The organism is Laspinema sp. D2d (genome assembly GCF_025370755.1).
In the GTDB taxonomy this organism is placed as follows: Bacteria; Cyanobacteriota; Cyanobacteriia; order Cyanobacteriales; family Laspinemataceae; genus Laspinema.
The window spans coordinates 21982-35050 of the sequence record NZ_JAMXFC010000006.1 but is presented as its reverse complement, the minus strand read 5'-3'; the positions used below and the strand labels follow the sequence as shown (position 1 = coordinate 35050).

The 13069-nt window shown below is 46.7% G+C and carries 14 protein-coding genes and 1 tRNA gene; 9 read left to right on the top strand and 6 right to left on the bottom strand.

Annotation, left to right across the window (positions count from 1 at the left end; translation table 11 throughout):
• Window positions 1-392: 392 nt before the first annotated feature.
• On the bottom strand, window positions 393-596 hold the full coding sequence (locus NG796_RS05880; protein WP_261204980.1) for a hypothetical protein: 204 nt from the start codon (window positions 594-596) through the stop codon (window positions 393-395).
• 131 nt (window positions 597-727) lie between these two features.
• Here NG796_RS05880 and rnc point away from each other — a divergent pair, with 131 nt between their 5' ends.
• Window positions 728-1870, top strand: coding sequence for a ribonuclease III (rnc, locus tag NG796_RS26420; protein ID WP_317619276.1), 1143 nt, complete (start codon window positions 728-730; stop codon window positions 1868-1870).
• Between the two features lie 119 nt (window positions 1871-1989).
• Here rnc and NG796_RS05865 read toward each other — a convergent pair whose 3' ends face one another.
• The gene (locus NG796_RS05865) at window positions 1990-2925 is read right to left on the bottom strand and encodes an RluA family pseudouridine synthase (protein WP_261204979.1); all 936 of its coding nucleotides are present in this window, start codon (window positions 2923-2925) and stop codon (window positions 1990-1992) included.
• 121 nt (window positions 2926-3046) lie between these two features.
• Window positions 3047-3119, bottom strand: a tRNA-His gene (locus NG796_RS05860).
• Between the two features lie 152 nt (window positions 3120-3271).
• Between NG796_RS05860 and NG796_RS05855 the strand changes: the two genes are divergently transcribed.
• From NG796_RS05855 to NG796_RS05835, 5 genes are all read left to right on the top strand, one after another.
• Window positions 3272-3640: a DUF4359 domain-containing protein gene (locus NG796_RS05855; protein ID WP_261204978.1), complete on the top strand. Its 369-nt coding sequence runs from the start codon at window positions 3272-3274 to the stop codon at window positions 3638-3640.
• 92 nt (window positions 3641-3732) lie between these two features.
• Window positions 3733-5304, top strand: coding sequence for a serine/threonine-protein kinase (locus tag NG796_RS05850; RefSeq protein ID WP_261204977.1), 1572 nt, complete (start codon window positions 3733-3735; stop codon window positions 5302-5304).
• A 131-nt stretch (window positions 5305-5435) separates the two neighbouring features.
• The gene (locus NG796_RS05845; RefSeq protein ID WP_261204976.1) at window positions 5436-5795 is read left to right on the top strand and encodes a rhodanese-like domain-containing protein; all 360 of its coding nucleotides are present in this window, start codon (window positions 5436-5438) and stop codon (window positions 5793-5795) included.
• A 206-nt stretch (window positions 5796-6001) separates the two neighbouring features.
• Window positions 6002-6751: a sirohydrochlorin chelatase gene (locus NG796_RS05840; RefSeq protein ID WP_261204975.1), complete on the top strand. Its 750-nt coding sequence runs from the start codon at window positions 6002-6004 to the stop codon at window positions 6749-6751.
• A gap of 46 nt (window positions 6752-6797) precedes the next feature.
• Window positions 6798-7283 carry a DUF2721 domain-containing protein gene (locus tag NG796_RS05835; protein ID WP_261204974.1) on the top strand — a complete coding sequence of 162 codons (486 nt, stop codon included), beginning with the start codon at window positions 6798-6800 and terminating at the stop codon, window positions 7281-7283.
• Window positions 7284-7707: 424 nt separating this feature from the next.
• On the opposite strand, the gene NG796_RS05830 is transcribed toward NG796_RS05835, so the two are convergent.
• Both NG796_RS05830 and NG796_RS05825 read right to left on the bottom strand, forming a co-directional pair.
• Window positions 7708-8079, bottom strand: coding sequence for a response regulator transcription factor (locus NG796_RS05830; RefSeq protein WP_261204973.1), 372 nt, complete (start codon window positions 8077-8079; stop codon window positions 7708-7710).
• A 363-nt stretch (window positions 8080-8442) separates the two neighbouring features.
• A complete protein-coding gene (locus tag NG796_RS05825; RefSeq protein ID WP_261204972.1) occupies window positions 8443-8745 on the bottom strand; it encodes a hypothetical protein in 303 nt (100 codons plus the stop codon).
• 116 nt (window positions 8746-8861) lie between these two features.
• On the opposite strand from NG796_RS05825, the gene NG796_RS05820 reads away from it, so the two are divergent.
• From NG796_RS05820 to NG796_RS05810, 3 genes are all read left to right on the top strand, one after another.
• Window positions 8862-9515, top strand: coding sequence for a response regulator (locus NG796_RS05820; protein ID WP_261204971.1), 654 nt, complete (start codon window positions 8862-8864; stop codon window positions 9513-9515).
• Window positions 9516-9590: 75 nt separating this feature from the next.
• Window positions 9591-10469, top strand: a complete 879-nt coding sequence (locus NG796_RS05815) for a M28 family peptidase (protein WP_261204970.1) — start codon at window positions 9591-9593, stop codon at window positions 10467-10469.
• Between the two features lie 216 nt (window positions 10470-10685).
• Complete coding sequence (locus tag NG796_RS05810; protein WP_261204969.1) at window positions 10686-11222, top strand: Uma2 family endonuclease; 537 nt, start codon at window positions 10686-10688, stop codon at window positions 11220-11222.
• A gap of 193 nt (window positions 11223-11415) precedes the next feature.
• Here the strand turns inward: NG796_RS05810 and NG796_RS05805 are convergent, their stop codons facing one another.
• Window positions 11416-13023: a 2-isopropylmalate synthase gene (locus NG796_RS05805; protein WP_261204968.1), complete on the bottom strand. Its 1608-nt coding sequence runs from the start codon at window positions 13021-13023 to the stop codon at window positions 11416-11418.
• Between the last annotated feature and the right edge of the window lie 46 nt (window positions 13024-13069).

The window sequence follows — 13069 nt, the reverse complement described above, 5'->3', positions numbered from 1 at the left end:
AGTCTGTCGGAGGTTCAAACTGCTGCCTAATCCTAGGCGATCGGTTCAAACCCGACTCAAAACCAGACTTTCCCGATTCGGTTGTTCACTTCAGTGGTCTGACTTCAATCGTTTTCAAATCCCTTCAGGTTCTATTTAGTCTCGGCTAATCCCCCCTCATCAACCCCTATAAACTTTTGACCCAAATCACTGGAAATAGTTGGAAAAGCTACAAACACAGGACGAAAATTTTTATGTTATCATCACTCCAGTCTCAAGTCGTAATCTGGCGGTTTGTCCATCGATGGGTTAATGATAACCCTCTCCGATGATTGCTGAATGAACGCACTTTAAATCGGCGATCATCGATCCCTTGTCAAAGTGGCGGCATCAGTCTCATCAGGAGTGGGTGATTAATTGCTGGTGCTCTGGCGGTCTAGCTTCTCACATTGAGAACGGGCCAAAGTGCGATCGCCACTCCATTTGACCCCATTGATTCCCCAAGCAACGGTGCAACGGCGTCGTTTCTCGGGTTGGATCTGTGCTGTAGTTACATAATCTAAATCCAAGCTGGATAGAGGAAATTTTTTCTCAAAGACTGTGTAACTACACCACAAATTCAGCTTAATTGAGTTAAAACTCAGGGGTAATCCAATAATTAACCGTTTTTAATCATTGGACCCAATTTATCAACTCTTTCATCACCTAATCAAGACAGACTCTAACGCTTATGCCTTCTAAAAAAGGATTGTCAACATCAACAGTTAATCCTAACTCTAAGCGAGTCGCGCTCTATTGGGATTGTCAAACTCTCAAAATCAGTCCAGAACGAGCCAATTTTTTGGTAGAGTTTTCAAGAAACCAGGGAGAATTGGTGCTGTGCCATGCTTACTTTAATTGGACAGAGAAAAGTCCGAATTACGCCGAATCTTTAAAAACCCTGGGATTTCAACAAATTGATATTCCTTCCGGTGGCCGAAATAGGATAGACCACAAATTGATTGTTGATTGTGTGAATTATGCGGTGGAACCTGATGCGGCTGAAATTTTTATTATTGTATCGGGAGACGGGAATTTTCCGAGTTTAGGCCATATTTTAAAAAGCCGTCAAAAGAAGGTGATTATGTTTGTTCAACGGGGGGGATTTAGCCCTGACCTTCTGGATATGGCTGATGAATCTCATATTATCGAAAGTTTAGAGGATGTCCCTAGATTACCGGCTTTTCGTGACCTTTCGTTATTGAATTTAGCTTTAATTCATCGGTCTTATGCGAATGAACATCCCGAAGTGGGTCAGAATAATGAAACCCTGGAGTTTTTAGGCGATTCGGTGCTCAATTTCCTGAGTACCCATTTTATTTACCGGCTTTATCCCGATTTGAATGAATCCCAATTGACTCGATTGCGATCGGCTTTGGTGGATGAAACCCAACTGGCCGATTTTGCCAATTATTTGGAGTTGGGTAAAAAAATGAAGTTGGGGAAAGGTGCAATCAAAGATAAAGCCCGAAAAAATGACTCATTGTTGAGTGATACGTTTGAAGCGATTATTGGTGCCTATTTCCTGGATTCAGGGATTGAGTCGGTCCGCAATTTTGTCGAACCTTTATTTGAATCGGCGGCAGAAGGTCTTCTCGATCGCAAGTTGAAGGCTGAATCTAGTATTCTCTTAGATGCCAAAAATCGATTTCAGGAGTGGGTTCAAGGCAATCTCGGTCCGACTCAACCCAAATATGAAACGATCGCCCAATCGGGACCGGATCATGCACCAGATTTTACCGTGGAGGTAAAGGTAGGAAATCAAGTGTATGGAGTAGGTAAAGGACGGAGTAAAAAAGAGGCGGAAAAACGGGCGGCTGAGTTGGCCTTAAAACAGGTTGGCGCACTCTAAAACCCCGCTAAATTATCACCTCTGGGGCTAGAAATCAGGTTTCTGAACTCCGGGTTGGATCTTACCCCCGATGAGGGGAAGAAACCCGATTTCTGGAATCTTTTGACTGGATGATCACTTTAATTTGATCGCCGTCGCAGGACCTCTAATAAGGTATGCAAATAATCCGGCAAGGGGGCGATCGCCTGAATGGTTTCCCCGGTTTCGGGATGTTCTAGGGTCAAACTCCAGGCGTGTAATGCTTGTCCGGGTAGATTCACCCCCAGCGATCGCCCACTGGAATAGACTGGATCACCGACGATCGGATGTCCGATATAGGCACTATGAAGGCGAATTTGATGAGTTCGTCCGGTTTCTAGTTGAAAATGAATTAAAGTATAATTCCCCAAGCGTTCTTTAATCTGCCAATGGGTCACCGCCTGTCGTCCGCCTTTTTCAACGGGAACGATCGCCATTTTCTGGCGATCGTGCGGATGTCTGGCGATCGGTGCATCAATGGTTCCACTTTCGGTTTTCGGGACTCCATAAATAATCCCCAGATAGTCGCGACGGGCCGTTTTAGCTTGAATTTGACCTTGTAAATGTTGATGCGCGTGATCGGTTTTGGCAACGACGATCGCCCCACTGGTATCCTTATCCAAGCGATGAACAATTCCTGGACGCTGTACCCCACCAATCCCAGACAAGTTCTCACAGTGCGCTAACAAGGCATTGACTAAAGTATCATCAGAATGTCCCGGTGCCGGATGAACCACTAAACCGGCGGGTTTATTGATGATAATCAGGCAGTCATCTTCATAAAGAATATCCAGAGGAATCTCGGTTGCGCCGATCTCCAAGGGTTCTGCGGGGGGAATCTCGATGCAGAGGCGATCGCCGGTTTCTACCTTGATCTTTTTCGAGGCGCAAACCTGACCATTGACTTTTACGCAATTTTGTGATATTAGTTGCTGTATTCGTGACCGGGACAGGTCCGGGAGTTGGGAGGCGAGATAGCGATCAAGGCGATCGGTCCCCTCATTGACTTCTAAATTAATTTCTCTGCTTGCCATCATTCCAGGTTAAGTCCCTATTATTGAGGGCATTTCTCCCGGTTTGGAAAACCCCTGATCTAAAATTCGACTAAAATAAAATAAGTCAGAGATACAGAACTACTGTGTCCCTGACTTATCTGAGGGCGAACGACCGGGATTGAACCGGCGAATGGTGGAATCACAATCCACTGCCTTAACCACTTGGCTACGCCCGCCACCACGTTTTTTACTATAACACACCCTTGTGGATTTGATCTACCCTTTTTCAAAAAAAAATCAAAAATTTTGAAAAATTGTAGGAAATGGGTGCTGAACTCAGGGGGGGAATGGGGAAGTCTAAACAAAGAAATGGGTACGTTGAGTTCTGATGAAGAAAATAAATGCGATCGCGGCGGTCACGGGTACAGTATTAGTCGGGTTGGGGGTAGCAATGGCGGTGACCAACCCGGGTCCGGAGTCTTATCATAACTATGCCAGTCAACGACTGATGGAGTATGCCCAAGCAAATGCCTGTGACAGATTACCCATTGCCAAAGGGTCCTGTGTTGCAGCGATTGGATCCCTCCAAAGTGACATTGAGGACCTCATTCGCCGCAATACTCAGCGACAAAACTTTCTATTGTGGAGCGTTTATAAAACAGACCTATCTTTGCCCCTGCCCTTAATTCCCGCTTATCAGTTTGAAACCGTAGGGGCCTTCCAGAGCTTCTACACCTACGAATATAAAAAACAGTAGCAAAATTTGGGGGTAAATCCTCAAGACCATGTTATACCGGGAATGACACCCTGTGGAGTCTAACTTTACCCGATCGCCCCCTGGTCAAAGTCATGAGCTACTGCGTTATTCCCGGATGCGTCCAACCCGAAAATCCTGAATCGGCAAAAACTTGCCAAAGCTGCGGCAGTAAATTAATCCTGAAAGCCCGCTACCGACCGATTCAGGCCCTAGGACAGGGGGGATTTGGTCGGACCTTTTTGGCGGTGGATGAAGATATTCCCTCTAAACCCCGATGTGTCGTCAAGCAACTGTTTTTTCAAAAAGGGGAAACCCAGCATATCCATAAGGTGAAAGACCTCTTTTATCATGAAGCAGTGCGCTTAGACGATCTGGGGCATCATCCCCAAATCCCCTCCCTCCTGGCCCATTTTGAGCAAAATCAACGACTGTATCTGGTTCAAGAGTTTATCGAAGGACCGACTCTCTCCTCGGAACTGAAGCAAAAGGGGGCTTATCAAGAAGCCGAAATCCGCGCCTTGCTGAATGATTTACTCCCGGTTCTCACTTTTATTCACGATCGCCAGATTGTACACCGAGATATCAAACCCGCTAATATCATTCGCCGCATCGGCAGCGATCGCCCCTCTTTTCAGGAGCAACAAGCCGGACAAAGTGTGCTGATTGATTTTGGCATTGCCAAGCTGTTAAGTGCGACAGGGATGATGCAAACCGGGACAATTATCGGGTCTCCCGAGTATATGGCCCCGGAACAAAACCGGGGTAAAGTTGTTCCTGCTACGGATTTGTATAGCTTAGGAGTAACTTGCCTACATTTACTCACCGGAATGTCCCCGACTCATTTATACGATGCAAACCAGGACCGTTGGAGGTGGCGGGATTTTGTCCGCACCGATAAACTCGTCAGTGCAGATTTAGGGCGAATTTTGGATAAAATGGTAGAAAATGCTCTCACTAAGCGCTATCAATCGGCGGTGGAAGTGCTACGAGACCTGAATCCGACTCCTGTCGCCTCACTTGCCCTATCGCCCTCCCCAGCGATCGCTCCCTCTGCGACTCCTCCTGGGAGGCGATCGCCAATTCAGTCCAAAGCGGCTCCAGTTCCGCCCCGCGCAACCCGTTGGCGGGATGCTTTCGAGCAGTTCTGGTCTGGAGTGGTCCCGTCTTCCAATCCAGTCCGTGAACCGGATATCCTCACTTCCAGCCTCGGCATTAATTATAGTCGATTGCGAGATTTACTGGCCGATCAAAAGTGGAAACAAGCGGATGAAGAAACCCGGACTTTGTTATGTCAAGCGGCTGGTAAATACCCGAGAGGTTATTTATTTGAAGATGATATTGCAAAAATGCCCTGTGAAGATTTGCAGACGATTGATCGGTTATGGGTGAACTATAGTGATTCCCGGTTTGGGTTTAGTATCCAATCGCGAATTTATGAAGGGGTGGGGAAAGATTATGGGGCATTTTGCGATCGCATTGGGTGGAAAACCTACAATCCATCGCTTCCCTACGAAGGGATTCAATTTAATTTAAAAGCCCCGATTGGTCATTTACCGTCCCGTAGTTGGTCCGCCGGTTCCAAATGGTGGCGACACGCTGGGGCGATCGCCGCGAAATTGGAACAGTGCGAACTCAAACCGGAGACAGGATTATCCGAAGCATAAGGGGGGTTGATTTAAGTTTTACTGTAGGGGGTGATGTAAAGCGGGGTAATTGTAGGCAAATCGACCCTAAACAAGGCACAATTTGAGTGAGAATGTTGTTTTGTTAGTCTATTACAGACTCTTAGGATCTCATGGTTCAATCGAATCCTCGTCCCCCTCTGCCTCAAATTTCTGTCCAAGAACTCGCCGATCGCCTTGCCAGCGCACCTGTCGGGTTGCAACTGATTGATGTTCGCGAACCCCACGAGGTGGAAATCGCGGCGATCGCCGGGTTTACAATCCTTCCCCTGAGTGAGTTTTCCCAATGGTCCGGAGAGATTTACACCCACTTGGATCCGGAGATGGAAACCCTTGTGTTATGCCATCATGGTATCCGATCGGCTCAGATGTGCCAGTGGTTACAAACCCAGGGATTCACTCAGGTTAAAAATATTAGTGGCGGTATTGATGCCTATTCCCAACTGGTAGATCCGACTGTGCCACGGTACTAATTTTCCTCAGATTTCCTGGAGAGGGAGACTCCCTAAACCTGAATTTCTTAAATTGAGAAATCAGAGACAGTCGCCCGAGGGAATAGGACCCGGAGGGATTTTTTCCCCCGTTAAAGGGCGTGAATTTGATTCAAATAGGAACCCTGTCATGATAATTTGATGACATTTAAACCGAGTCCCGATCGCATACTTTGGATAAAACAATTTTGAAATTCCCTTCGGCTTATTTACTGGTTTCCCACGGCAGTCGCGATCCGCGTCCAGAAGCGGCTATGCAAACGTTAGCCTGTTTATTGCGCGATCGCTTGCAGCAAGAACAGGGTCAGTCCACTTTGCCAATGGTAGGAACTGCACAATTAGAATTGCATCCCTTGCCATTACACCAACAAATCACAGCGTTTGCAGATCGCGCCCGTGCAGTGGGATGCGATCGCCTCCAAATCTTACCCCTTTTTCTCTTGGAAGGGGTTCATGTAATGGAAGATATTCCGGCGGAAATTGCCAAAGCTCACTCCATCTTAGGGCAGACCATTCAGTTAGATTTACGCCCGCATTTAGGGAGTCAAATTAACCGCTTGAGCCAATTATTAAAATCTACAATTCACCCGAATCTGGACAGCAATTCTGGCGATCGGCTGTGGATTATATTATCTCATGGTTCGCGGCGTGTGGGGAGTAAACAGGTGGTGGAAGACTTAGCAAGCCGACTGCAAGCAATCCCCGCCTACTGGTCCATTTCTCCTAATTTAGAAGAAACAATGGAACAGTTAATTCAAGCGGGGCACGGGCATTTGGGTATCCTCCCCTATTTTCTATTTTCCGGGGGGATCACCGATGCGATCGGGCAACTTGCCCGAGAACATTCTCAACGCGAACCGCAACTCGATATCCAGTTAGCTGACCCTATCGGCGCAACGCCAGAATTAGCGGATTTAATCTTAACACTGACGGCGTAAATAAGAGACAACCTTTCCCTATTAGTCAATCCAGAGGTCCCGATTCATGCAATCAACCGCAACTGAATCCATTCAAGCACTTGTAGCACCGGCTGTCATGATTTCCTCAAGCTCTCTGTTTTTTTTGGGATTAAATGCTCGACACTCCTCCTTGTTGAGTCGAATTCGACTGCTAACCGATGAACGCCGAAAACTGACCCGAAAACTCAACCATAATCAAGAAGTAGAACGGGAAGAAGAAATCCGATTAATGAGTGTTAGAAGTCAACTGAGATTCCTACTACGCCGCGCTCAATATGTTAGAAATTCAGTGTTTTGCAATATTATTGCTGCAACCTTATTTATTTTAAGTTCCTTGGCGATCGGGCTAGATTATTTAGGGGAAAATCCAGTTAATCAAGATTTTCCTCTATCTCTCTTTGTCCTAGGAATGTTAATGTTTTTAGGAGGAGTTACCTTTACTGGAGTTGATGAACTCATTTCCTATTCCGTCATTCTCATGGAAATGAAAGATGAGCAAGACCCCAAATAGCTAAACTCTAAACCTCTTCCTCAGAACTTTATGCCCCGGGCTTCCCCCAGCAAATAAAAATTTATGCTTCTGGCTTCCCCCAGCCCCAGCAAATAAAAATTTATGCTTCTGGCTTCCCCCTTCTTAAGGGGGACGGGAGGGGGATCTTCAGGGAGTTGGCTGACTCAACCAGAATTGGGGAATGAAGCCTCTTCAAGAACCTAAATTCGTAGTAACAACTTCTGTCGTTTTCTTCCAGCAGTAGGAGCAAGTTATAATAGGTTGCCCCTACTAAAACGCCGATACAGGATTCAACCCTACAAACCAGATTTCTACCTTATATTTCTTGCAAATTGCACGAAATTTTTGGGCCTAAACCCGATTTACCACCCCTAATGTACCAACGCCCTAGGGTAAGGAGCTTTCCCCTTAGATCCCTCCCCATTTAACCCAGAGAACGCAGTAAATTTTTTACAGTTTCAATCAACTCTGAAGGATGAAAAGGCTTGGTCAAATAGGCATCAGCGCCTTGCTTAATTCCCCAGTAGCGGTCAAACTGTTCTGCCTTGCTTGAACACATTAACACCGGAATATTTTGACCATTCGGAGTTTTTTTCAGCCACCGGCACAAATCATACCCGTTCATACGAGGCATAATGATATCTAATACCACGATATCTGGAGGACTGTCTGTAATTTTTTGTTGAGCCTCGACCCCATCCCGGGCTTCAATGACTTTCATTCCCACATTTTGGAGGATAGATGAGAGCATTTCCCGCGCTGTAGCACTATCGTCCACAATCAATACCGTACTCATAATGACCTTTGTTTATGCTGGGTTTTAAACCTTGACCGAATAGGAACGTGATCTATTTTATCTGACAAGTTTCCTCGAAGCAAAATTGAGCGAGTGAGTTCCCCTGAACTAACCCTAACCCTCTCTACTCTTTCCTTTAGAAGGAATTGCACGGCGAAAATTCCTGTGTCTCACCCCTACTGGAATCGTTAGATTGAGCGCAAATGGGTTTGACGGAGGTGGGAGGCATCTCCCTTAAATCGCCTTTTGATCGGGAGAGTCGCTGCTTGAGAGTTTGCTCTATCCTCAACTCGTTTAGGGTTGAGGATATTGGGATAACCTGGGCATCACGGGTGTAATATCATAACCTCTAACTAGGGATATTCAACGCACTGATTGGTTGTTTCCTATATTGTAAAAAAAGCCGGGGAGAAAGCGCATCGGGCAAAAGGCACAACTTTTTCTATGACAAAAGTGCGAAGGCAAAGGATGACTTTTGTCATAACCTGTGGAGACACTAACGCTTTTGCCTGTTGCCATGAATCGACTTAAGTGCTTACCCTGATTGAGAAAAACCAGAACGGCGACAGGGGGAATAGGGTGATACCCAAAGGAAGAGAGAGGAATATTTCCGGCGATCGCGACAATTCCGGGGGTGCGATCGCCTCCCGAAATCCGAGATTTCATCGTAATATCGGCTAGATGCCAGTTTTCCGCCTACCTTCTGTGAAAGTCCTTCGTCTCCTATCGAAGCGACGGGTTGTCGGATTATGGCTGATATCTGCATTTGTGAAGGGGTCCCAATGATTCGCATTTTATTGGTAGACGATCAGAATCTGATTCGTCGGGGGTTGATGGCATTGCTAGAAGCAGAAACGGATTTGCAGGTGGTGGGAGAGGCGGAAAATGGACAACTCGCGATCGAACAAGTGAACCATCTCCTACCGGATGTGGTACTCATGGATATTTATATGCCGGTGATGGATGGGGTACAGGCAACCCAGGCAATCTGTCAGCAATTTCCCGAGGTTAAAGTCTTGGTGCTTACCACGGTGGATGATGATGAGTCGGTAGCGGAAGCGCTGCGCGGGGGTGCGCGGGGATACTTACTCAAAGATACACCCTCGGAAGAGTTAGCCCATGCCATTCGCACGGTTCACAAGGGCTATACTCAAATTGGACCCGGTTTAGTCACCAAAGTGATGGCAAAAGTCCAGACAACGCCCCTTCGCAAACCGAATGTTCCCCTGGGATGGCAAGAATTGACCCCGAGGGAATTGGAAGTGTTGCGGTTCATTGCCCAAGGTGCGAGTAATCGGGAAATTGCTAAACAATTGTATATTACTGAGGGAACGGTGAAAAATCATGTGACTCATATTTTAAATCGGTTGAATCTGCGCGATCGCACTCAAGCGGCGATCGTTGCTCATGCCGTATTTTTTGAGAAAAATTCGTAATTTAGAACAGTTGCCAACAAATACCGGACTCTGAATTATGTTACTGCGGATTATTTTTAAAGGAACAAACTAATTATGCCGGAGAATCATCCCCTCGACGAGACAACCCGAGAGTTGAAAGCGAACTTGCAGTCCCATCTCGTCCAAGTGGTTCGCGATCGCGATCCTTACTTTGCCACAGGCGGCTATTTCTATGTCCGAGAATACATCCGCCAACAGTTCCAACAGTATGGCATTGTAGAAACTCACTCCTTTGAAATCAGTGGTAGAACCCATGAAAACTTAGTGTTAAATCTCCCCGGAGGCGATCGCACCAGCAAACCCAAACCCCCCATCTTAATTGGCGCACATTATGACGCCGTACCCGGTTCTCCCGGTGCCGACGACAACGCTACCGGCATCGCCGTCTTATTAGAAATAGCCCGGATCTTCGCCACCGAAACCACCCGCTATCCCCTCCGTCTCATCGCCTTTGATATGGAAGAGTACAGATTATCTGGCAGTACCGCCTACGCCACCGAACTCGCCGCAAAACGAGAACCCCTGCGCCTGATGATTTCCCTAGAAATGCTGGGGTACTGTAACCCTCAACCCCATTCCCAAAAGTATCCTCCCGGATTACAATATATCTACCCAAATCAGGGAAATTATATCGCCTTAATCGGCAATATTTACACCCTAATCGACCTCATTAGAATCAGCCGAATTATTAAAAAAACTGGCCTCCCCTGCCAATGGTTACCCGCCGGTAAAAAAGGCAACATCGTCCCCGATACCCGCCGCAGTGATCATGCTCCATTCTGGGATTTAGGATATCCAGCCATGATGATTACCGATACTGCAAACCTCAGAAATCCCCATTATCATCAACCCAGTGACACGATAGAAACTTTAGACTTAGACTTTTTAACGGGAGTTTGCCAGGGATTAATTGCCAGTATTCGGAAGTTGTAACCCATTACATTTGTAGTAGAATTAGATAAATTAGGTTGGATTGAGATTCCCGGGAATCCAATCGTTGAAAATTATGTTATCATGGCCGTTAATAGAGAAAACCCTTACCCTAAAGGGTCTGGCTCCACAAACGAAGCCCGCCTGCATGGGCGTGGAGTAGAAAAGAGGTTTTGTAAACCGGATAAAGTAAGCCCATTTAATAGCTAGGAAGTTCTTATGGTAATGACTACCGAAACTGAACAGTTCACCCTAGAAGACTTCATGAAAAATCCTCCCGAAAATATGGAATGGGTGGATGAGAAACTGGTGGAGAAAACAGGAATGACACTCAGACATAGCGAAATTCAATCAAGACTATCTCGGTACTGGGGAAATTATAAGACCGAATCTGGACAAGGAGGCGAGGTTTATGTAGAAATGCCTTGTCGCACCCAAAAACAGGGACGCCGACCCGATGTTTCCTACCTCACACCAGAACTGCTAGAACGCTATAGAAATGAGCCAACCTTACCCCAGAGTCCGCCCTTAGTAGCTGAGATTGCTTCTCCTACAGATGTAGCGGAGGAATTGTTAGCAAAAGCTCAAGAATATTTAGACTCAAATTGTCAAGAAGTCTGGCTAGTTTTCCCGGAAGGACGACGAATTTTAATCCTGACAAAAAATCAGACCCTAGCCTTCCAATCGGGCGATACTGTGAGCACTCAAGTGGTTCTGGAGGGATTTAAGATTACCCTGGATGAATTATTGGGATAGTTAAAAGTAACAAAGCGGGTTTAAACATCCAAGAATCCCTATTTTATAAAATTAGAAAACAAATGGATAGAGAACTATCATTTACCAGCCTAAATTATGTCATCCTCCTAAAAAAACAGCCCGCACAAGCAGGCTGTTTTTCTATTAATCAATCAATCGCAAGCACTAATGACTCGCACTCCTGAAATTCAGGTTAAAGTGTTGCGGTTGCGGGTTCTGGAGTTGCTTCCTGCTGTTTCTCTAAAAACGCATACAAGCGATTTAGGGCATTGACATAAGCGTGAGCGGAGGCGACAATAATATCGGTATTCGCGGAATGACCGGAGAAAATGCGATCGCCATGACGTAACCGAATCGTTACTTCTCCCAAGGCATCAATTCCAGCGGTTACCGATTGTACCGAAAACTCAATTAACTGATTCGGTACATTCACCACCCGATTAATCGCTTTATACACCGCATCCACAGGACCCGTCCCGATCGCCGCATCCGTGAGTTCTTCTCCTGTGGGAGTGCGTAGGGTTACCGTTGCCGTGGGACGGGCGCGATCGCCACAGGAAACCTGCACCAACTCCAATCGGAAAATTTCCGGGGGTTGCTGAATCTCCGCATTCACAATGGATTCGAGATCCCAATCCGTAACCTCTTTCTTCTTATCCGCTACCGTCTTAAACTTGAGAAAGGCATTATTTAACTCACTATCCGAGAGTTCAAATCCTAACTCTTTCAAGCGACTGGCAAAAGCATGACGTCCCGAGAGTTTACCTAACACAATTTGATTGTCGGTCAATCCGATGGATTGTGCATCCATAATCTCATAGGTTTGCTTATGTTTGAGCACCCCATCTTGGTGAATTCCTGACTCGTGGGCGAAGGCATTTGCACCGACGATCGCCTTATTGGGTTGCACAAACATCCCGGTGAGATTCGACACCAACCGCGAGGTTTTGTAGATTTGTCGCGTGTCAATATTTGTTAACGATTCTTGAGAATCCGCCGGACGTCCGAGGAAGGGATTAAAATACTGGCGACGGACGTGCAAGGCCATGACTAATTCTTCTAGGGCCGCATTTCCCGCCCGTTCGCCAATCCCATTAATGGTACATTCCAGTTGTCGTGCCCCATTTTTGACCGCTTCTAGGAAGTTAGCAACGGCCAAACCGAGGTCATTATGACCATGAACGGAGATGATAGCATCATCAATGTTGGGGACATTTTCTTTGATGCCGCGAATGATAGCACCAAATTCGCCCGGGGTGGTGTAACCGACGGTATCGGGGATATTAATGGTGGTGGCCCCAGCGGCGATCGCCTTGGTCAAAACCTCATACAGAAATTCGGGGTCCGATCGTCCCGCATCTTCTGGGGAAAATTCCACATCATCCACAAAAGATTTGGCATAAGCAACCATTTCCTCAGCGATCGCTACAACTTCAGAACGGGTCTTTTTGAGTTTGTACTCTAAGTGAATATCCGAAGTGGCGATAAAGGTATGAATTCGACCCTTGGCAGCGGGTTTGAGGGCCTTTGCTGCCGCCTCAATGTCCGCGCGAGTCGCCCGCGCTAATCCGCAAATTGTGGGGCCACCTTCGACCCCGACCAATTCGGCGATTTTTTGAACCGCTTCAAAGTCTCCCGGACTGGCGTAGGGAAATCCTGCTTCGATGACATCCACACCCAGTCGCGCTAACTGCCGCGCTATGGTCAGTTTTTCCTCTCCATTCAGACTGGCCCCAGGCGATTGTTCACCATCGCGAAGGGTCGTGTCAAAAATAATGATGCGATCGGGTTGAGTTGTCATGGAATGTACCTCCTAGTCCATGTTGAGCTAATGTTTGTCCGTTGAC

Coding starts and splice junctions, on each gene's coding strand:
- NG796_RS05865 (WP_261204979.1), bottom strand. CDS start 2,925: ATGATGGCAAGCAGAGAAATTAATTTAGAAGTCAATGAGGGGACCGAT.
- NG796_RS05855 (WP_261204978.1), top strand. CDS start 3,272: ATGAAGAAAATAAATGCGATCGCGGCGGTCACGGGTACAGTATTAGTC.
- NG796_RS05850 (WP_261204977.1), top strand. CDS start 3,733: ATGAGCTACTGCGTTATTCCCGGATGCGTCCAACCCGAAAATCCTGAA.
- NG796_RS05845 (WP_261204976.1), top strand. CDS start 5,436: ATGGTTCAATCGAATCCTCGTCCCCCTCTGCCTCAAATTTCTGTCCAA.
- NG796_RS05835 (WP_261204974.1), top strand. CDS start 6,798: ATGCAATCAACCGCAACTGAATCCATTCAAGCACTTGTAGCACCGGCT.
- NG796_RS05830 (WP_261204973.1), bottom strand. CDS start 8,079: ATGAGTACGGTATTGATTGTGGACGATAGTGCTACAGCGCGGGAAATG.
- NG796_RS05825 (WP_261204972.1), bottom strand. CDS start 8,745: ATGAAATCTCGGATTTCGGGAGGCGATCGCACCCCCGGAATTGTCGCG.
- NG796_RS05820 (WP_261204971.1), top strand. CDS start 8,862: ATGATTCGCATTTTATTGGTAGACGATCAGAATCTGATTCGTCGGGGG.
- NG796_RS05815 (WP_261204970.1), top strand. CDS start 9,591: ATGCCGGAGAATCATCCCCTCGACGAGACAACCCGAGAGTTGAAAGCG.
- NG796_RS05810 (WP_261204969.1), top strand. CDS start 10,686: ATGGTAATGACTACCGAAACTGAACAGTTCACCCTAGAAGACTTCATG.
- NG796_RS05805 (WP_261204968.1), bottom strand. CDS start 13,023: ATGACAACTCAACCCGATCGCATCATTATTTTTGACACGACCCTTCGC.